Raw genomic sequence first — 22,168 nt, 5'->3', positions numbered from 1 at the left:
TCCTTATAAATAATTTTTTTGTCACACACAAAGACAAAAAAACTATAAGAAAGACAAAATAATATAACAAATATTTAAAATAGTAGTATATAATATATGTGCTTACTCACAAGCCCCGGAAGCGAAGGAGAAAAAGCACAAATGAAACAAACTACACTAATAAAAACAGCAGATATTGCTAAAAAATGATATGTAGTTGACGCAACTGATGCAATTTTGGGACGTTTATCAACTCAAGTTGCAACAATATTAAGAGGAAAACATAAACCAGACTTTACACCTCACATTAATAATGGAGATCACGTGATCATTATTAATGCAGAAAAAGTAGTTTTAACTGGTAAAAAAGAACAAGATAAAAACTACTACCACCACTCAATGTATCCAGGGGGATTAAAATCAAGGAATGTTAAAACACAACGTAGTTTATTCCCAGAAAGAATTATTGAAAGAGCTGTAAGATTAATGTTGCCAAAAAATACACAGGGAGCTAACCAATATCGTGCATTGCATGTATATGCGGGAAGCGAACACCCACACCAAGCACAAAACCCACAAGTTTTAGTGATTAATTTAAGAAAAGGAGATAAATAATGGCTGTTATTAAAAAAGACTCAGTTATGTACAGAGGAACTGGAAGAAGAAAATCTTCTGTTGCTCAAGTAATTTTAACTCCTGGTAAAGGTGATATTATTGTGAATGGAAAACCAGCATTGGAATTCTTTCCATACCCAACTTTAGTTCAAGATATGGAACAACCATTAGAAGCAACAAATACAAAAGAAGACTTTTCAATCAAAATTACAGTAAAAGGTGGAGGGTTTACAGGTCAAGCGGGTGCAGCTCGTTTAGGGATTGCAAGAGCTTTATTAGAAGCAAGCAAAGACTACAAACCAGAATTAAGAGGTAAAGGTTTATTAACTCGTGATGCTCGTGTTAAAGAACGTAAAAAATACGGACTTTATGGAGCGCGTAGAGCACCACAATTCTCAAAACGTTAATTACATATATTTGTTTTATTAAAAAATACATACTCGAGTATGTATTTTTTTTCTAAAAATATCAATATGCTTTTATTTTTTTGAAAAAAATTTCCAAATAGGAATATAATAATCAAGTAAGGAGAAATAATAAATGGAAGATTTAGAATTAATTTTTAAAAAGGTTAGAGAAGCATATGAACAATTTTCAACTTACTCACAAGAACAAGTTGATAAAATTTTTAAAGCTGCTGCATTAGCTGCTAATGAAAATAGAATTAGTTTAGCTAAATTAGCACATCAAGAAACTTCAATGGGAATAGTTGAAGATAAAATATTAAAAAATCACTTTGCAAGTGAATTTATATTTAACAAATATAGAAACTTACAAACAGTTGGAACTTTTTATGAAAATAAAGCTTTAGGAATTCAAAAAGTTTATGAACCAATCGGGATAATTGGGGCTGTAATTCCTACTACAAATCCAACTTCAACAGCAATATTTAAATGCTTAATGGCGTTAAAAACTAGAAATGCAATAGTAATTTCACCTCACCCAGGAGCAAAAAATTGTACCATAGCAGCTGCAAAAGTAGTTTTAGAAGCTGCAGTTAAAGCCGGTGCTCCAAAAGATATCATTGCTTGAGTAGAATCACCAAGTTTAGATAATACAAGTTATGTTATGAAAAATGCAGATATTATTTTAGCTACAGGTGGTCCGGGTATGGTTCAAGCGGCTTACTCATCAGGTACTCCTGCAATTGGAGTTGGTGCTGGTAATGCTCCTGCGATTATTGATGAATCAGCTAATTTAGATGTTGCAACTTCTTCAATAATTCAGTCAAATACTTTTGACAACGGAGTTGTTTGTGCTACAGAAAACTCATTAGTTATATTAGATTCAGTTTATGAAAAAACTATCGAATTATTTAAGAAAAAAAATACTTATGTAGTTACTTCTGAAGAAGAAAAAAATAAATTTAGAAAAACAATGTTTAAGGAAGGCAAATATGGTTTATTAAATGCTGATCTAGTTGGTAGATCTGCATTAAAAGTAGCTGAGCTTGTTGGTATAAAAGTACCTGAAACTACAAGGTTTATTATAGTTGAAGCTTCTAGCGCAGAACATGATGAACCTTTAGCGCATGAAAAACTTTCAACATATGTTGCGGCATATAGAGTTAAAACTTTTGCTGAAGCAATTGAAGTTTCTAAAAAAATCTTATTAATGGGTGCTGGACACACAGCTTCATTATGATGTGATGTTGATAAACATAAAGATAAATTAGAATTATTTAAAGGATTAAATCCCGGAAGATTGCTTGTAAACTCACCATCATCTCTTGGTGGAGTTGGAGATATGTATAACTTTGGATTAGACCCTAGTATGACTTTAGGATGTGGAACACATGGAAAAAACTCTTTTTCACAAAATGTTGGACCATTAAATTTATTAAATGTTAAAACTGTTGCAGAAAGAAGGGAAAATATGCAGTGAATGAGATTACCAGAAAGAATTTATCATAAGTTTGGATCATTACAATACGCTTTTGAAGATTTAAGAGAATGAAATATCAAAAGAGTTTATATTGTAACAGATAAGGTTATTAATCAATTGTATGGGAAAAGAATTACAGAACAATTAGATAATTTAAAAATTACATATACAGTATTTGATGGCGTTGAACCAAACCCGATGTTATCAACAACTAAAAAAGGTGCAGAAGAAATGAGAAAATTTACCCCAGACTTAATTATTGGATTTGGTGGAGGTTCTTCAATGGATGCTGCTAAATTGATGTGATTAATGTATGAAAATGATGGAGAAGAAATAGATTTTAAAGATCTTGCAGTTACATTTGCAGATATCAGAAAAAGAATTGTAAGATACCCTACAACTGGTAGAAAAGCAAAAATGTTATGTATACCTACAACATCAGGAACAGGTTCAGAAGTTACACCTTTTTCAGTAATCACAGATGATGAAACACATACTAAATATCCATTAGCAGATTATTCTCTAACTCCAAATATGGCAATAATTGATCCAGAATTGACAATGACCATACCAAAAGGGGCAACTAACGCACCTGCATTAGATGCTTTAACTCACTGTATCGAAGCTTACGTTTCTGTTATGGCAACGGACTATACAGATAGTTATGCTGTTCAAGGTGCTAAAAATATTTTTGGATTCTTGCCAAGTGCTTATTTTAATGGTAAAGAAGATGTAGAAGCAAGAGCAAAAGTAATGGATGGAGCTGCTTTTGCAGGTATATCTTTTGCAAATGCATTTTTAGGTTTAGTTCACTCATTATCACATAAAGTTGGAGGATATCACAATGTTATTCATGGAGCTGCAAATGCAATTTTACTTCCACATATTATAAGATATAATGCTGCATGTGTTATTGAAGGTGGTAAACAAACTTACTTTTCACAATTTGGAGTACAAAACTCTATGGAAAAATATGCGCAATTAGCTAAGGAACTTGGATTAAAAGGTAAAACCAATGAACAATTGGTAGATGCTCTGATTGAAGAAGTTCAAAACCTGACTAAAGAAGTAGAATTACATACTTCATTTAAAGACTATGGAGTTGATGAAAAAAATTTTCAAGAATCACTTGAAAAGATGTCAGAAGATGCATTTGATGACCAATGTACTGGTGCAAATCCACGATATCCATTGATCGAAGACATTAAACAAATTTACTTAGATGCTTATTATGGCAACCCAATAAAAAAATTTTCATAAATGTATAATTTTCTATAAAATTGTATATTTTATAGAAAATTTTTTATTTTTGAGAGATAATTTAAATAGGAGGTATTGAAATGAAATACAAAGAATGAGAAGGTTTCGAAGAGGGAGCATGAACAGATGAAGTTGATGTCAGAAACTTTATCCAAAAAAACTATAGACCCTATGAAGGTGATGACTCGTTTTTAGTGGGACCAACAAAGAATACTACTAAACTATGAGAAATGGTAATGGAACTTACTAAGAAAGAAAGAGAGGCTGGAGGAGTACTTGATGTGGACAGTGATGTTCCTCAAACAATTACTTCTCATGCACCAGGATATATTGATAAAGACTTAGAAAAAGTTGTAGGACTACAAACTGACAAACCATTCAAAAGAGGATTAATGCCTTGAGGTGGTATAAATATGGCTATTCAAGCTAATGAATCATATGGATTTCAAGTGTCAGATCGTGTAAAAGATATTTTTACAAAATATAGAAAGACACATAACCAAGGAGTATTTGATGCATATACACCTGATATGAGAAAAATAAGAAAAAGTCATATTGTTACAGGGCTTCCAGATACTTATGGTAGAGGAAGAATTATTGGAGATTATAGAAGACTTGCACTATATGGAAGTGATTATTTGATTCAAGAAAAAATTAAAGACTCATTATTAATTGATGGAGAAATGACCGAAGATAAGATTCGTTTAAGAGAAGAAATAACAGAACAAATTAGAGCTTTAAAAGATATTACTGAAATGGCAAAAGGTTATGGGCATGATGTTTCAAAACCAGCATCTAATGCAATTGAAGCATTTAACTTTACTTATTTAGCTTATTTAGCTGCTATTAAACAAAATAATGGGGCTGCAGAATCATTTGGAAGAACTGCAACTTTCTTAGATATATATATTGAAAGAGATATGGAAAAAGGTATTTTAACAGAAGAACAAGCTCAAGAACTAGTAGATCATTTAGTTATGAAGTTAAGAATTGTTAAATTTACAAGAACACCTGCTTACAATGAAATATTCTCAGGAGACCCTGTTTGAGCAACAGAATCAATTGCAGGTATGGGGCTAGATGGTAGACCATTAGTAACTAAGAGTTGCTTTAGATATATTCATACACTATCAAACATGGGACCATCTCCAGAACCAAACTTAACAATCTTATGATCAAAAAGCTTACCAAGCGGATTTAAAGAATTTTGTGCAAGATACTCAATCTTATATTCATCAATGCAATATGAGAATGATGATATTATGAGAACAACTCATGGAGATGATTATGCAATTGCATGTTGTGTATCACCAATGAAAGTTGGAAAACAAATGCAATTCTTTGGAGCAAGAACAAACCTTGCAAAAACATTGCTATATGCAATTAACGGAGGAATTGATGAATTATCAAAAGAGCAAATATCTCCAAAATTTGAACCAGTTTTAACAGGTGATGGGCCATTGAACTTTGAAGAAGTTTGAGCTAAATTTGACAATATGATGACCTGAGTAGCAGATAAATATGTAAATACTTTAAATGTTATTCATTATATGCACGATAAGTATTATTATGAAAGTGCAGAAATGTGTTTTTATGATACAAATGTTCATAGATTCTTTGCAACTGGAATCGCTGGACTTTCAGTAGTTGCAGACTCACTTTCAGCAATTAAATACGCAAAAGTATTTCCTATTCGTGATGAAAAAGGAATAGTAACTTCATATAGAACTGAAGGAGATTTCCCAAAATTTGGAAATAACGATGATAGAGTTGATGATTTGGCTAAAAATATTGTAAAAATATTTATGAATAAAATTAGATCGCATTACACTTATAGAAATTCAGAAGCAACAATGTCAGTTTTAACTATTACTTCAAACGTAGTTTATGGTAAATCAACAGGTGATACTCCTTGTGGAAGAAGATATCCTGAAGCATTCGCCCCAGGAGCAAATCCAATGCATGGTCGTGATTGCTCTGGTGCAGTAAACTCACTAGCTTCAGTATCAAAAATTCCTTTCAAACATGCAGCAGATGGTATTTCAAATACATTTTCTGTTGTACCAAATGCTCTTGGAAAAGATGAAGATCTAGTAATCTCTGGAGAAATTAAAATCTCTGGAGACATACCAAAAGATGCACTAAAATAAATGTGTTATAATAACAATATATAAATGAATAAAATTTTTAAAGAGGGGGACATTATTATGGACAAAAAAATTTCAAAACAACAACAAGATAACTTAGTAAATATGTTAGATGGATATATGAGTAACGGAGGGCACCACTTAAACGTAAACGTTCTAAAACGTGAAGTTTTATTAGATGCACAAAAAAATCCTGAAAACTATCCACAATTAACTATTAGAGTTTCAGGTTATGCTGTTAACTTCATTAAATTGACAAAACAACAACAAGATGAAGTTATCTCAAGAACTTTCCATCAATCAATGTAATTAATAGAAAGTGAAAAAAAAGAGTACAACAGTACTCTCTTTTTAATAATAAAAATTATGGAAGAACAAATCAAAAACAGTAAAATAGGTTATTATAGTAGCTCTGAAAGTTTTGGAGCAGTTGATGGACCTGGAATAAGATTAGTAATATTTTTACAAGGTTGTTTATTTAGATGTAAATATTGTCATAATCCTGAAACTATTGAATTTAATAAGAATAAAGAAATATCAGTCGAAGACATTATGAAAATGTATAAAAAAAATGAAAACTTTTATAAGAATGGTGGAATAACATTATCTGGAGGAGAAGCTACAACTCAAATTGATTTTTGTATTGAAGTTTTTAAAGAAGCAAAAAAAAGAGGTATTAGTACTTGTTTAGATACTTGTTTTGGTACTTATCAAGATATACCAAAAGTTCAAGAAAAGTGAAAAGAACTATTAAAATATACTGATGTTACTTTAGCTGACTTAAAACATATTGATAATGAAAAACACATAAATCTTACTTCACGTCCAAATAAAAATGTTTTAGAGGCTATAAAGTTTTTAGACGAAAATAATGCAAAAATGTGAATAAGACATGTTTTAGTTCCAGGTTATACTGATGATAAAGAAGATTTATTTAAATTGGGTGAGTTTGTTGGCACTTTAAAAAACATGGAACGTTTAGAGATGCTACCATATCATAATATGATGATTCCAAAGTATGAAAATTTAAAAATTAAATTTTATTTAAGAGATGTTGAACCACCAACAAAAGAACATGTTGTAGAATGTAGAAAAATAGTAGAACAAGGTATAAAAAAAGCAAAAGAGAGTATTTAATTCTCTCTTTTTATATTTTTATATATTTCTAAAATTCCTTTAAAAATTAATTGCTCATCAAATACATAATCTAAATTTTTAATATCTTCTTTAAAAATATTAGCGATTCCTCCAGTAAAAATAACACTTTTAATTATGAAGTGTTTTTTAAAATGATCTATCAAACCCATAATCATAAAGAAATGACCATTACATGATCCTAAGTTTATAGCGTCATTAGTAGATTGACCAATTTTAGCGTTTGTTTTGTGAAATAAAAAGTCTTTTAATAAAGAAGCATTGTTAAATAAACCTTTTAAGCTTGTTTCTAAACCAGGTGAGATACTTACTCCAACAAACTTATAGTTTTGAACTAAAAAAATAGTTGAAGCTGTTCCCATAGAAATTACTAAACCGTTTTTTAAATTGTATTGATTTTTAACAGCAATAAAATTTGCTAAAAAATCAGCCCCAATATTCTCGACTCCATTTAAATCGAAATCTTCTTTTTGAATAACTAGATTTTCTCTAAAATTATAAACTTTAATTTTTAAACTTGATCCTAAGGCTCTAATAATATCATTTCATTCAGGAACTACAGAACAATAAACAATAGAACTTATATTTTGATTTAACTCTTCAAGTTTCTTTTTTAATTTTGAACTTGATTTATAACTTTTGTCATTTGTTGATGGTCTAAACACTTTTATAATATTCTTTTTTTTATCATCAAATATTCTAAAGTCAACAGTAGAGTTTCCAATATCAATTAATAAAATACTCATTACCTTTTACCTCTAAAATTATTTTAACAAATTAAAATATTCAAAAAACTTTTAAATCAAAAAAAGGAAACTATGTTTCCTTTTTTATCATCGAGTATATTTCGACCTTGTCATTGTATGGGCTTTCGCCAACCCGAACCGTAAAGATTCGATTACCTATATTATGCAATGTAATTCAAAATAATCCTATTTTTTATAAATTTTAAAAAATAATCAATATAAAGTTAGATGCTTTTTGATTTATTTTAATAGAAAATAAGTATTTAATATATTTTGGTTATAATAAACTTGAGTGGAGAAATAAACAATGACAAAAGAAGAAGTTATTTCAATTATTAAAAAAGAAAATATAAGATTTATTAAATTACAATTTACAGATATGTTAGGAATGTTAAAAAGTTTAGAAATTCCTGCTACAAATATTAACAAGGCTTTAAGCAATGAAATTATTTTCGATGGTTCATCAGTGACAGGTTTTTCAAAAATCGATGATGCAGATATGTATTTATATCCTGATTTAAATACATGATTAATTTTAGAAGGCGAAACTACTCAAGATTATAAAGTAGGAAGATTTTTGTGTGATGTATACACATCAAAAAAAGAACCATTTCATAGCGATCCAAGAAGTATATTAAAAAATTGTATACAAACTATGAGGGACTTAAACATAGGACATACTTTTAATGTTGGACTAGAACCAGAATTTTTCTTATTTAAATTAGATGAAAATAAAAATCCAGTTTTAGAGCATACTGATAGTAGTGCTTATTTTGAGTCACCTTCTTTAGATTTATCTTTTAAAGTAAGAAGAGAAATTATGTTTGAGTTACAAAAAATGAGTTTTAAAATGGAAGTATCTCACCACGAAGTTTCAAACTCACAACATGAAATAAACTTTGAATACTCAAATGCATTAGATACATGTGATAAACTTCAAACTTTCAAAGTATTAGTAAAAAATATAGCTAAAAAATATAACATGCATGCAACTTTCATGCCAAAACCAATTAAGTCAATTAATGGTAGTGGAATGCATGCAAATTGTTCTATCGCAGATAAAGATAATAATAATTTATTTTATGATGAAAATATGCCTAATGGATTGAGTAATTTAGCAATTAGTTTCATAAATGGAATTTTAAAAAATGCAAAAGAAATTTCATTATTAACTAATTCAACAGTAAACTCATTTAAAAGATTAGTGCCTGGTTTTGAAGCACCTTGTTATATTGCTTGAAGTGATTGTAATAGGTCAACAATGATTAGAATCCCAGCTGCAAACAAACAAGCAAAACGTGTAGAAGTAAGATCAGTTGACTCAAGTTGTAATCCGTACTTAGCATTAAGCGCTTTATTGATGGCAGGAATCGATGGTATAAAAAATAGTGTAAGTGAATATAAAACAATCAAAAAAAACTTATTTAAACTTTCTGAGGAAGAAAAAAATGAATTAAAAATTGACAACTTACCAATAGATTTAAATGATGCTATTAAGCATTTTAAAAACTCAGAATTTATTAAAAATTTTTTAGGAGAAGATTTATTTAATAAATTTATTGAATATAAACAAAAAGAGTGAGACGAATATAAAACAGAAGTTACAAACTGAGAAATAAAAAAATATTTAAGTTTTTATTAAAATAAAAACTTCTTGTAAATTTATGATTACCATAATATTTACAAGAAGTTTTTTATACTTATTAATTATATTATATTTTTACCTTTAATCTTGAGTTTAAAAAACATAAGTTTATTAGAATTGCTAAGACAATAAAAATTTCTATTAATCAAATGTAATAATTATGTAATGCCAATAAATCATTTCAAATTAGTGACATAAAAATAGTTGACATAAAACTTAATATTACAAATATAATTCAAATAAAAATGGTTTGAAATAAAATTAATAAAAATAATTTAGTTCTAGAAACTTCTAGCATTCTAAGTTTTTGATTTTCTTTTTTAATAGAGTTTAAATAAATAATATATCTATTAATTAAAAAGAATAAACTAAAACTTACAAAAACAAAATTTAAATAATATCCTAAAAACTTAAATTCCTTTTGATAAACAGAATTTATATTATCGCTATTAGAATTATCCCCTTTAATACTAATAACATTTATTGAAAAATTTAAAAATAGAGTTGAGCATATTAATAATAAAATTATTTTTATTATAATTTTATTATTTTGTTATAAGCTTTTAAATGCACTTGTTAAGAGATGTTTTTTCTTAAAAATAATATAAAAAATTTTATATATATAAATAAATAGCAAGTCTAATAATAAGCTTATCCCTATAATAAAAAACAAACCTCCAAATAAATATAAAACATTACTTTGTTTTAAAAAGATTAGTAAAAAATAGATACCAATAAAAAATATACCAAATACAATTCTTAAAATTTCATTTGTTAATTTTTTTGTTTTTAATTTTATAAGTATTTAGGTTTTTATACTGATAAGTAATTAAAAAAGTTATAACAAAAATAAAAATTAGTGCAAATAATAATACAAAAATAAAAACTAAAAAACTATTGTTAATTTTAAGATCAACTCTTAAAAGTTTATATTCAATTAGTTTTAAAACTATTAAATGATTTATACCAAACGAAATGGCAAATCCTATTAAAAAACAAGGTAAAAGTATTGATAAATTTTCTAATAAGAAATTTTTAAAAACAAATATATTTTTTACACCTATAGTTCTATAATTTAAAATTTCTTTTCTTTTTATTTCTAAATTCATATTTAATATTATTCAAAAAAATATTATAGAAATTAAGAAAACAAGTCCAAATAATATTAAAGTTATTAAAGATAGGTTAGAATTTTTATCAATTGTATTAATATTGTTAATAAACAATGATAGAGATGAGTTTAAAAATGTTGATATTATTAAAACAGATAAAGCCAGAATTATGTTATTAACCTTATAAAAACATAGTCTTTTAAAAAATGTTTTTATGTTAGTCTAATAACTTATTTTCTATATCTTTTATTGTCAAATCTTTTATTGTATAAGTTTCAACAAGTTCACCATTTTTTATAACTAAAATTTTATCTGTTTTTATTGCAACTTCTGGATCATGAGTAATTATTAATAATGTTTTTTTATTTTCTTTACTTTTTTTAACTAATTCATTAATTATTATTTTTTTATTTACAATATCCAAAGCTCCTGTTGGTTCATTTGCAAAAATAATTTTAGAGTCACCAACTAATGCTCTTGCAATGGCAACTCTTTGTTTTTGACCATCACTAAGTTTAGAAACAACTTTATTTTTATATTCCTCTAATCCTAGGTTTTTAATTAAATAATTTAGTTTAGCATATTCAATTTTACTTTTTTTGTTTTTTTCAATAAATAAAATGTTTTCTTCTACTGTTAAATAATCTATTAATTTGTAATCTTGGAATATATATGAAATATTATTTGCTCTAAATTTTGTAAGTTTTGGTTCTTTAAGTTTATTTATTATAGTTTGATTAATAAAAACTTCACCTTCACTAGGACTTTCTAAACCTGATAAAATATTTAATAAAGTTGACTTACCAGCACCACTATTTCCAATAATAGCAATACTTTCACTTTGATTAACAGTAAAATTAATATTTTTTAAAATCTTTTTTTATTTATGTTATTTATTTTTATTATTTCTTCCATATAATTTTCTCCTCTCTTTATGTTGAAATAAAAAAAGCTTTATAACTCAGAAATGTTGTAAATAAAAGAAACTATTTTTTTTGAGCTTGTTTTTAAAACAATAGAGGTTTTTTTATATTTATATAAATCTTTTTCAAGTTTGACTTCACTAACAGTATATAAATTAAAAACTAATTTTATAATTAAAATTACTATTAATATAGTCTTTAAAATTAATGTATAAAAAATTATACTATTAAATAAAGTCAAAATATTGTTCTCATAATGTTTAAAAATAGTTACAGCTAAAAAAGCACTTATAATTAAAAAACTTAAAGTTCACATTAAAAAAAGATTATAAAATAATAACTTGATTTTTTTAAATGTGATTTTATATTAAAAAATATTAGTTTTGCTAGATTAAACAAAATTGTCATAAACAATATTATGGTTATAAAGGGAATAAAACTTTTAATGATCGGACTTAAAAAAGAAGCGCAAATAAAAATTAATAATTTTTTATGTTTTTTCATTAAACTTTCCATATATAAACCTCGTTGTTTTTATTATATACTTGCATATTAAAAGCTGCAATCTTGAAAAAAGAAAAGTCGAATGAAAAATATTATCTATTTATAAAAACTCTCTTATTTATAATCTTTTTTTTAAAAAAAGAATAAAATAATATAGATATTGAAATGAGGTATTTATGATAGCTATTTATCCAGGAAGTTTTAATCCATTTCACAAAGGACATTTAGATATTTTAAAAAAAGCACAAAAACTGTTTACTAAGATATATATAGTTATTACTAAAAACATATCAAAAAATATGAATCCCAACCTAAATTCAAGAGTAGAACAAGTCAAAGAATTTGTAAAAGAGTTTAGTAATTGTGAAGTAATAGTCAACGAAAATGAATTAACAGCAGAATTAGCAAAGAAATTAAATGTTCAATACATAATTAGAGGTGTTAGAAATGAAAATGATTTTACTTATGAGAGAGAAATTAATGATGTAAATAAGTTTTTAAATAATGATTTAGAGACAATTATATTCATAGCTGATTCAGAAAAAAGAACGATATCCTCATCAAGTATAAAAGAAATAGAAATTTATAAGAAAGGTAAATAAGATGTACTCTATTGAAGATTTAAAATCAAAAATATTAAATAACAACATAAAAATAAGATTAGTTTTTCCTGAAGGGGTAGAAAGCAAAATAGTAGAAGTTGCAACAATGATTCAAAAAGAAGGATTAGCAGATGTAACACTATTATTTAACGGTTCACATGAAAAACCGCAAAATCTTGATCCAGAAATAAAAACCGTTTTTGTAAAAGAAACTCTAAACAAAGATATGCTAGAAAGAATTTTAGAAATCAGAAAGGGAAGATTAGAACAAGAAGATGCTGTAGTATTGGTTCAAAAAAGAAATTACTATGGAGCATTAATGATTGATATGGATTTAGCAGATGCTATGGTTTGTGGATTAAACTATACAACAGCAGATACTTTAAGAGCTGCTTTACAAGTTGTAAAAACCTCTGAAAACTATTCAATTGCATCATCAATATTTATAATGCATAGAGGGGAAGAAAATTATATCTTCACAGATTGTGCTTTAAATGTTGATCCAAATCCAAAACACTTATCAGACATTGCCTATATGGCGGCAAGATTCGCTTTAAAACTAAATGTTAAAGATGTAGAGGTTGCAATGTTAAGTTATTCAACAGCTGGATCTGGATTAGGACCTTCAGTTGACAAAGTATCAAAAGCAGTCGATAGATTAAAAGGATTAGAAACAGTCGAAAACGGATTTCTTTTTGAAGGAGAAATGCAATTTGATAGTGCTTTTATAAAGTCGATTAGAGATAAAAAATATCCAAATTGTAAATTAAAAAAAGAAAGACCTGATGTTTATGTATTTCCAGATTTAAACTCTGGTAATATAGGCTATAAAATTGCACAAAGATTAGGTAATTTTGAAGCAATCGGACCTTTTATATTAGGACTGAAAAAACCAGTCAATGATTTATCAAGAGGAGCTACGGTTGATGATATATATAAAACTTCAATTGTAACAATATATCAAGCAATAATGAAAGGATCAAAATAGATGATATTAGTAGTAAATGCAGGAAGTAGTTCGATAAAATTTAAATTGTATAAAATTGAAAATAAAACTCCCGTAGCACTAGTTGAAGGTTTAGCAGAGAGAATTGCTGTTGATGGAGCTTTAACTATAAAAAGAGGAGAAGATAAATACGAATATAAAGATCAATATGACAATCATTTAATGGCTGTTAATTCAATTTTGAAGCATTTTAAAGAATTAGAAGTAATCAAAAATGAAAACGATATAAAAGGAATTGGTTTTAGAGTTGTTCATGGTGGAGATAAAATTGTAAAAACTGTTGAACTAACAGAAGAAAATAAAAAAGCAGTTGAAGATAACATTAAACTAGCACCACTTCACAATCCTGGAGCTTTAACTGCTATTAACGCTTTTCAAAAAGGATTACCTAATGCAAAATTAGTAGGATGCTTTGATACTTCTTTTCATCAAACAATGCCTAAAAAAAACTATCTATATTCTGTACCTTTGAAATGATATGAAAATCATAAAGTAAGAAAGTATGGATTTCACGGAATTAGTTTTGACTATATTACTCACAAGTCAAGTGAAGTTTTAAACAAAAAACTAGAAGACACAAATTTAATAATTTGTCATTTAGGTAATGGAGCAAGTATGTGTTGTGTAAAAAATGGTAAGTCATATGATACAACTATGGGTCTAACTCCACTAGCAGGATTAATGATGGGAACAAGAAGCGGAGATATTGACAGTTCTATACTTCAATATATGGCAAAAGAACTAAATCTTGATATTTATGAACTAACTGACATTTTAAATAAACAATCCGGTTTACTAGGTATTAGTGAAATATCAAGTGATATGAGAGATGTATCAAATGCAGCTTTAAATGATAAAAACCCAAAAGCAATTAGTGCTCTTGAATTATATACTCAAAGAATTGCTGAATATATAATAAAATTTGCAAATCATTTAGAAGGTAAAGTTGATGCAATTGTATTTACTGCTGGAATTGGAGAAAACTCAATTATAACTAGAGAATTAGTAATTGATAAAATAAAAATTTTAAATATAAAATTAGATTCAAGTTTAAATGAACAAAATTATGAGGATTATCTAGAAATATCAAGTCAAAACTCTGATATAAAAGTTTATAAAATTAGAACAGATGAAGAATTAATGATTTGTAAAGAAACTATTAACTTTATTTAATTAAAGAGTAAAATTAAATATAAATAATAATATAGCAAGGAGTTATCAATGAAAATTAATAAAAACTTTGAGTTTTCTTTAAAATTAATGGTACTGATTGGATTAGTATCTTTTTTAGCGTTTGACTTTATAAGATTATTAATTGCTCCTAAAATACCCATGACAGGAACACCTTTATTAGAAAGATTTAGTCACTATTATGCATTTTTTACAACACAATCAAATTATTTAGTTGCTATTTATTTATTCTACAGTTTATTCACTCAATTTAGTTATAACAAAAAACCACCTTTTGGAATTGAACTTGCTGTTACAGTTTATATAAGTTTAACAATGTTTGTATTTTGATGTGGAATTATTTTTAGTCCAGAAGAAGCTGCAGCAACAACAAGACCTAGTGATTGATTTACAACAACAGTCTTGCACTTAATTGTTCCTATTGTAATGATTGGAAATTTTATTATATCAAGTGGAGATACTTATTATAGTCCAAGAGTACATGCTAAATTCTCACTTTTTGGAATATTGGCATATCCTGTTTGTTATTCTTTTTATGCAATTATTAGAGGGGAATATCGTTTCGAAACTTATGGTTCAGAGTTTTTCGAAAAAGCCTATATTCTTGAAAACGGTGTTTGAAAAATAAATCCTAATGGTCCTTGATCAACTGACATTATAGCTTTTTCAGAAAAAGTAATTCCTTATTCAAGTCAGATGTGGTATCCTTATTGATTTATGAATTTACACAATGTAACACTAAAAGCAAGAGATGTAATAACCGGCGAAGAAGTTGTTTGAAAAAATTATTATCGAAGTGATTCTGCAATGCTTACCCAAGTGATTATGGGTTACATTATAATTCTTTCTTTAGTTGTTATTTTTCAATACTTATATTTATTTTTAAATAATATTAAATATTATCGCTGACATGATATTGACGGAAATTTAATTACAAAAGCAGAACGTGACTATTGAATGAAAGTAAGAAAGTTTAAAAGACAAGAACTAAAAAATGAAAAAAGACTATTAAGAATTAGAAGAAAAACAGAATATAAAGAATGAATTCAAGAACTAAAAATTTTACCATACAAAGAAAAAATCAAAAAAATAATGAATTATAAAAATCAAAGAACATTAAAAAATGGTCTTAAAAGAGCAGAACATAAAAATCATAAACTTAAAGTTAAAAAATATCGGCAAGATATTAAAAAACTTATTAACTTAGCAAAAACTCAGGACCGGGCCTTTATCAAGCAAAACCTAAGAGATGCTGCTAGATATTCTAAATTAGTTAAAAAAGGTTATGCCACTAGAAGGATAAAAGATATATAAAAAATGCACATAAGTGCATTTTTTATTATCAAATTTTAATTCTATCTTCTGGCGCCTTATACATTCCATCTCCAGGTTTTGTTTCATAAACTTCATGAAACTTATCTAGATTAATAACTATTCCGTTACATCTAAATTGTTCTGGTGAGTGAGGGTCAGTAGCCAATCTTGTGTTTCTTTCTTCAGGAGTAATAATTCTACTTCAAACTAATGCATAATTTTCAAAAAACCCTTTAATATCTTCTGGATTTTCTTTTAAACAAACATCTAAAGCAGCACTTAATCCTCCTAAGTCTCCAATGTTTTCACCTAAAGTTAAATTACCATTAACGTTAGTTCCCCCAACTTCATAGTTGTTGTATTGTTCAACTAATTTTTGAGTTCTAAGTTTGTATTGTTTATGATCTTCTTCTGTTCATCAATTTTTGAAATTACCATCTTTGTCAAATTGACTACCTTGGTCATCAAAACCATGACTTATTTCGTGACCAATGACAGCTCCAATTCCACCACAGTTTTTAGCTTTAGATTGATCTATACTGTAGAATGGCAATTGTAAAATTCCAGCAGGGAAGCATATTTCATTTGAAGTTGGATTGTAATATGCGTTTACTGTTTGAGGATACATATGTCATTTAGTTTTATCAACAGGTAAGCTAATCTCTTTTAAACCTTTATTTCTAAAATGAATTCTAATGTTTTCAATATTTTTATATAATGAACCATCATTCTCATAATCATTTATTTCAATACTACTATAATCCTCTCACTTATCAGGATATCCTATTTTTACAGTAAATGAGTTAACTTTTTCTAATGCTTTTTGCTTTGTAGTTTCACTCATTCATTCCAAATTTTTAATTCTTGATTTGTAAGATTCAAATAAACCATTAACAATCGACAATACATCAGCCTTAGCTTCTTCAGAAAAATATCTTTTAACATATTCTTTTCCAATTAATTCACCAAGAACGTTACTTACAAAACCAACCGCTCTTTCTCTAACTGGTCTCATTTCTTTAACTCCACTAAATATAGAATTATATTCAAAAGTAATTCTATATAAGTTAGTGCTTAAGTAACTTGAAAATCCTGAAATCATATCAAATTTTAAAATATCTTTTATTTCTTCAAGTGACAATTTCATTAATTGTTCATTTAAAGCTTTTAAATATTCTGGTTCACTTACGATTATTTTTTTAGCATTAATATAACCAGTTTCTTCTAAGTATTTTTTTCATTGCATTTCTGGATTAATTTTTTCTAACTCTTCTACAGTTAAAACATTGTAAATTTTTGCAGGATTTCTTTTCTCTTCATTTCTTAACATTGATTTACTTAACTCTAATTCAAAATTATATATCAAAGCAAATAATCTATTTGAGTCAAATTTTACTTCTTTTACTTCTTCAACCATTGAATTTATGTAGTTTTCATATGCTGCTTTAATTTCTATGTGACGTTTATGACTTTCATCATAAAAATCTTTATCTCGCATACCTAACCCCATTGGATAAATACCTAAAGCTCTTATATTACTATCTTCAAAGTCTGAATCTAAGTCCATACTTGCAAAAAATCCTACTGCAAATTGTTTATTCATTTTAATAAGTAAGTCTATTAAATCTTTTTTATCTTTTAAATTGTCAATTAATTCAATCATTGGTAAGATTGGAGTTATTCCTTGTTCATCTCTTTTTTCATAATTTAAATAATTTTTAAAAATTGCTACAATCTTTTTTTGATCTTCTTCTAAATCACTTAAGTTGTTTAATTCAATAATTAAATTTTCAACATCGGCGATTGATTTTTTATATAATTGCTCAAAACTACCTCAAGTTGCATAACCTTTTGGGAATTCAGCTGTTTTAATTCATTCTTCATTTACATGCATGTAAAAGTCATCTTGTGCTCTTGTTTTTTTGTTCATATTAATAAACTCCTTTCTTTTTGATTATATAGGAAATTAGAGTTTTAAAATATAATGTTATATAATTATAGGAAGGTTAATTACCCTAATAAAATGGGGTAAAAAATGGTATAATATGAAAGAACGGGGATAGTGTGGTACATTTAAGGGCAAGAAACTTACCTCAAAAAGGTGTTTTAACAGAATGACTATTTACTGGCGCTAACATCTCTTTTGGAGATGATTTTGCTCTTATAAGACTTGATGATGGTAGTGAAGTTACTATTAAATCTAATTATAATGGAATTATTGTTAAAACTATTAAATTAGGTAGTCCTGTAAAAAACGGAAGCATACTTGCAAATATAGCTATTGGCGAAAAAGAAATAGCTAAGTTCAAAAATCGACATTTCAACAAAGAAGATATCCAAGAAGGTGTTGTAAAAAAAGTGTATATCCCAGAAGAAGTGCCAGTTGAAAAATTACAACAAGTAGAAACTGATGCTGACCAATTTTCTGGTGCTGTTATGTACAATAAGTATAATCAAGCTATTACACCTTTTTCAAGTGGTGAAGATGATATTGTTGACAATGTTGAAAAATATCAAAAACTTGAAGAGAGGGATATGAAAATGGCACAAAGCAATAATCCAGCAAGTGATCGTTTTGCTCAAATGAGAGCAAATATACAAAATTCAATAAAAAACTCTCCTCAAGTTAAATTGATGGGAGATATGTCCTCAGAAGACTTATTAAAAATAGATAATCAAGAAATTTTAAAAAGCGGAAAAAACATTTTTGAAAAACAAGATGGAGTTGGACCAAGCAAATTTCGTCAAATGATTCAAGCAAGAAAAGAAAAATTATTACAAGAAAACGACTATAAAGAAATCAATGCAGACCAACATGTTGATGCAATGTCTAAATTAGACGATAAAGGTCGTCCTTTAATTATGCGTAATATTATTGCTTCAAGAATCGAAAAATTAAATCAAGGTGGTGGAGATCCAAGCGTTTTAGAACGTGATATTGTTGCAACAAAAGAAAATGCAATTATGGATAAAGACAAACCAAAAGCCCAGGAGGTAAGTCAAATGCCAAAACAAGATTCACAGCAACAAAGTTGAGCTCAAAGAGGAAGCAAAAACTTAGAAGTTAGAAATGATGATGTTTTTATGAGACAAAGAGCCAGTGAAGATGGCGACTTTGGAGTAACTATGGGAAGTTATGTTGATGATGATGAATCTGTTTTAATAGATGCAAATGACTTAAATCCTTATGGTGGTTTTGTTATGCCTCAAAAAAAACCAGAACAACTTATTAACGAAATTGATAATAAAAAAAATAAAACATATGCTGAATCTAAATTAGCAAATCTTTATGATGTTAATAAAAGATGAAATTTAATGAAAAATCGTGATGAAAGAAACACAATAAATTCTAGACGTCAAGCGGTAGAAAAAGGACTTGAAGAAGGTATCCCAAAATACGTTCAAATGTTAAGAGAAGGTAAAATTCCAAAACAATTTATGCAAAAAGTACCTTATCGAGACAAAAATACCGGTCAAGTTAGATATGTGCCTTTTGGAGAAAGTCCACAAGGAAAAAGAGAGTTTGAATCTTGGTTAAGAGCAAGTAACCTTTATACTTCGTATTTAGAAGCAAAAGAAGATCAAAGAAATGGTATTGTTTATGATGAAAATCGTCAACAAGCACATCAAAAATTTGAAAATGAAGCAAATTGATTTTCTGCAAATCAAAAACGTAGAGAAAATCCTTATGAAGAATTTGAACAATACGAAGAACCAACTCAAGAAATAAGTTATCAACAATCACAACCAGTTTTAGATACAACTCCTAAAAAAGTGCAAAAACAAATTGAAAAACAACTTGAAGAAGTTGGGGGAGAATATAAAAATATCGCTGGAAGTGAAGCCAATGAAACAATTAATTACTTACAAAAACAAATCATTGAATTACAAAATGCATTAGTTCAACAAAATCAACTAAATCAAGCGACACAAAGAATAAATAATATTACTCCACTTAATGGTGGAACCGATACTTTCTCACAGTTAATGCAGTATGTTTTAATGCAAAATCTAATTCAAAACATACCAGTTGGCTCAAGTAAAGTTTCAAATGATGATATTAAAGACATCATTAAGCGTGAAATTAATGAATTTAAATATGATTTAAAAAGAAATATTGAAAATCCTTATCAATTTAATCAAGGTTTTTCAAATATATATAATCAAAATCCAATGCAAAATAGTCCAAACAATGAACAAAATTTACAATCCTTATTAGAACAAGCTGTTAAAAATGTTAAAAATGATAATGATGTTCAACAAAAACAAAATATTGATGAAATGAAAACTGTAAATTTTGAAAATCAAAGCAATGAAGAAACAATTGGTTATATGGAATTTGAAAATAATGATGAAAACAAAATGGTTACTAGAGAAAAAGTTAATGAAAACCGAAACCCTGCTGTTAAATCAATGATTTTAAGTCAAAACTATATACCTCCATTAACAATTTCAACAGAAATTGATATGTCTTCAATTTTGAAATTAAAACACTTATTAAAAACTACTCAAAACTCTATTAAGTTTTCAACAATTGCTTTTATTGCAAAATCAATTAGTATTGCATTAGAAGAATATCCAAAATTAAACTCAAGTTATGATCCAGAAACAAATGAAGTAATTATAAAACAATATCACAATATTGGTTTAGCAACCGAAACAAGCGAAGGGTTAATAATTCCTGTTTTGAAGTTCGTAGAAAAAATGTCTATTAGAGATGTTGCTATTGATATAAAAGAAATTACTCAAAGACTTAGAATTGGAGAGTTATATAATTACGAAGCTGATGGAAGTACAATAACAATTGCAAACTATGGAAATATTGGAGCAATTCAAGCAACTCCAACAATTTTTTATCCAAACGCTGCAGTAGTTGGGGTAGGAAAAGTCGTTAAAAAACCAGTTGTTGTTAATAATGAAAAATTAGCAATTAAAGCAATAATGCACATGAGCTTAACTGTTGATCAACGAATAATTGATGCAGCAGAAGCTGGTAGATTTTTATCAAAAGTAAAAGATATATTAGAAAAACCTGAAATATTTACTGTAATGTAAAAATCCTTTTAGAATGTAAAAGGATTTTTTTGTTTAATTTTTTAAAAATATGAAATGATATAATGCAATAAAAGTAGTAATATGAACATAAAAATATAGGAAATAATAGAAGAACTATATTTTATTTGATAACTTTATTTTATATCGATGCTGTTTGATTTAGTTAAAAATAAAACTAGCGACTTAATATTTTTAAGAATCATATTTACTAATAATATTTACAGTTACCTTTCCATAACGAAAAAGATAAGCTTAAAAAACTATATACTATCAAATATATGTTAAATTTTCAAATAAAGAAAAAAAATTATGTATTATATTTTCATTATTTTGTCATTAATTACTATTAATTTTTTATCTAGACATTTATTTAAAAAAACCGAATTTATTTAAGATTATAAAAATATAAAATGAGAATAGTTTATAAATTCTAATTATTTAAATATTAAATTTTTAAAAGTAATTTATTTTATAAGAATTAAAACATTCAAATCCAAAAAAACGAAAAAATTGCAATAATTGGACCAAATTGTAAAGATAAAACCACTCTTATAGAATGACATTAGGGTTTAACTTAAATAAAGAAGAAATTAAAATTAATGATGATACAAGCATTAAAAAAGCTTTTATGAAGTATATGGTAATAAATAGATTAAAAATATAATGCATTGAAATATTGTTTTGCAGTTTGAATCAAAATCAACAAAAATTTTATGAATAGTTATTGAATATGATTCTAAATACTCTACTAAAAAATTTATACCAATATTATAAATTTTATATTAATTCTCATTAATTTATTCATTACTCAATATAATTAAAAAAATTAAGTATATAAATTAAAAAATAATTCTTTTAGAATTATTTTTTTTAGTATAATATTAAAGTTGTTATATGGCGTGTATGGCGAAGTGGTTAACGCTCCGGATTGTGGTTCCGGCACTCGAGGGTTCAATTCCCTTTACACGCCCCATTTATAAGAAATAAACTCACAAGTAATATTGTGAGTTTTTTTATTATTTGTTAAAAT

Annotated in this window: 14 protein-coding genes, 1 tRNA gene and 2 pseudogenes; 12 read left to right on the top strand and 5 right to left on the bottom strand. The window is 26.8% G+C overall.

Annotation, left to right across the window (positions count from 1 at the left end; genetic code table 4):
- Positions 1-141: 141 nt before the first annotated feature.
- From rplM to pflA, 5 genes and pseudogenes are all read left to right on the top strand, one after another.
- A complete protein-coding gene (gene rplM, locus SGLAD_RS04660) occupies positions 142-594 on the top strand; it encodes a 50S ribosomal protein L13 (RefSeq protein ID WP_134298427.1) in 453 nt (150 codons plus the stop codon).
- Complete coding sequence (gene rpsI, locus SGLAD_RS04655; RefSeq protein ID WP_166739181.1) at positions 594-1,001, top strand: 30S ribosomal protein S9; 408 nt, start codon at positions 594-596, stop codon at positions 999-1,001. The genes rplM and rpsI overlap by 1 nt, the downstream gene beginning before the upstream one ends.
- Before the next feature lie 133 nt (positions 1,002-1,134).
- Positions 1,135-3,738 (top strand): bifunctional acetaldehyde-CoA/alcohol dehydrogenase, encoded by a 2,604-nt coding sequence (gene adhE / locus SGLAD_RS04650; RefSeq protein ID WP_134298132.1) that lies wholly within the window; start codon positions 1,135-1,137, stop codon positions 3,736-3,738.
- An 80-nt stretch (positions 3,739-3,818) separates the two neighbouring features.
- Positions 3,819-6,194: pseudogene (gene pflB, locus SGLAD_RS04645) on the top strand (formate C-acetyltransferase).
- A 57-nt stretch (positions 6,195-6,251) separates the two neighbouring features.
- Entirely contained in the window at positions 6,252-7,022 is a 771-nt protein-coding gene (pflA, locus tag SGLAD_RS04635; RefSeq protein ID WP_134298124.1) for a pyruvate formate-lyase-activating protein, read from the top strand.
- On the opposite strand, the gene SGLAD_RS04630 is transcribed toward pflA, so the two are convergent.
- A complete protein-coding gene (locus tag SGLAD_RS04630; protein WP_134298122.1) occupies positions 7,019-7,786 on the bottom strand; it encodes a type III pantothenate kinase in 768 nt (255 codons plus the stop codon). The two genes, pflA and SGLAD_RS04630, sit on opposite strands and share 4 nt — an antisense overlap.
- 307 nt (positions 7,787-8,093) lie before the next feature.
- Here SGLAD_RS04630 and glnA point away from each other — a divergent pair, with 307 nt between their 5' ends.
- A complete protein-coding gene (gene glnA, locus SGLAD_RS04625; protein WP_134298119.1) occupies positions 8,094-9,428 on the top strand; it encodes a type I glutamate--ammonia ligase in 1,335 nt (444 codons plus the stop codon).
- 698 nt (positions 9,429-10,126) lie between these two features.
- Here the strand turns inward: glnA and SGLAD_RS05565 are convergent.
- The 3 genes and pseudogenes from SGLAD_RS05565 to SGLAD_RS05560 form a co-directional block, all read right to left on the bottom strand.
- Entirely contained in the window at positions 10,127-10,540 is a 414-nt protein-coding gene (locus SGLAD_RS05565) for an FtsX-like permease family protein (protein ID WP_134298117.1), read from the bottom strand.
- Positions 10,541-10,760: 220 nt separating this feature from the next.
- Positions 10,761-10,967, bottom strand: coding sequence for a P-loop NTPase family protein (locus SGLAD_RS05430; protein WP_243831616.1), 207 nt, complete (start codon positions 10,965-10,967; stop codon positions 10,761-10,763).
- 18 nt (positions 10,968-10,985) lie between these two features.
- A pseudogene (locus SGLAD_RS05560) lies at positions 10,986-11,405 on the bottom strand (ABC transporter ATP-binding protein); the annotation flags it as partial.
- A gap of 741 nt (positions 11,406-12,146) precedes the next feature.
- Here SGLAD_RS05560 and coaD point away from each other — a divergent pair.
- The 4 genes from coaD to SGLAD_RS04595 are packed head-to-tail and all read left to right on the top strand — an operon-like array spanning position 12,147 to position 16,083.
- Positions 12,147-12,572, top strand: a complete 426-nt coding sequence (gene coaD, locus SGLAD_RS04610; protein WP_134298114.1) for a pantetheine-phosphate adenylyltransferase — start codon at positions 12,147-12,149, stop codon at positions 12,570-12,572.
- A gap of 1 nt (position 12,573) precedes the next feature.
- Entirely contained in the window at positions 12,574-13,560 is a 987-nt protein-coding gene (pta, locus tag SGLAD_RS04605; RefSeq protein ID WP_134298112.1) for a phosphate acetyltransferase, read from the top strand.
- On the top strand, positions 13,561-14,751 hold the full coding sequence (locus SGLAD_RS04600; RefSeq protein WP_134298109.1) for an acetate kinase: 1,191 nt from the start codon (positions 13,561-13,563) through the stop codon (positions 14,749-14,751). It abuts the gene before it with no gap.
- Positions 14,752-14,799: 48 nt separating this feature from the next.
- Positions 14,800-16,083 carry a hypothetical protein gene (locus tag SGLAD_RS04595; RefSeq protein ID WP_134298106.1) on the top strand — a complete coding sequence of 428 codons (1,284 nt, stop codon included), beginning with the start codon at positions 14,800-14,802 and terminating at the stop codon, positions 16,081-16,083.
- A 25-nt stretch (positions 16,084-16,108) separates the two neighbouring features.
- On the opposite strand, the gene SGLAD_RS04590 is transcribed toward SGLAD_RS04595, so the two are convergent.
- Positions 16,109-18,013 (bottom strand): M13 family metallopeptidase, encoded by a 1,905-nt coding sequence (locus tag SGLAD_RS04590; protein WP_134298104.1) that lies wholly within the window; start codon positions 18,011-18,013, stop codon positions 16,109-16,111.
- Positions 18,014-18,147: 134 nt separating this feature from the next.
- On the opposite strand from SGLAD_RS04590, the gene SGLAD_RS04585 reads away from it, so the two are divergent.
- The gene (locus SGLAD_RS04585) at positions 18,148-21,138 is read left to right on the top strand and encodes a 2-oxo acid dehydrogenase subunit E2 (RefSeq protein ID WP_134298101.1); all 2,991 of its coding nucleotides are present in this window, start codon (positions 18,148-18,150) and stop codon (positions 21,136-21,138) included.
- Positions 21,139-22,035: 897 nt separating this feature from the next.
- A tRNA-His gene (locus SGLAD_RS04580) sits at positions 22,036-22,111 on the top strand.
- Positions 22,112-22,168 lie beyond the last annotated feature (57 nt).

Source organism: Spiroplasma gladiatoris, from assembly GCF_004379335.1.
GTDB classification, from domain to species: domain Bacteria; phylum Bacillota_I; class Bacilli_A; order Mycoplasmatales; family Mycoplasmataceae; genus Spiroplasma_A; species Spiroplasma_A gladiatoris.
This window is presented reverse-complemented; position numbering and strand designations above follow the sequence as displayed.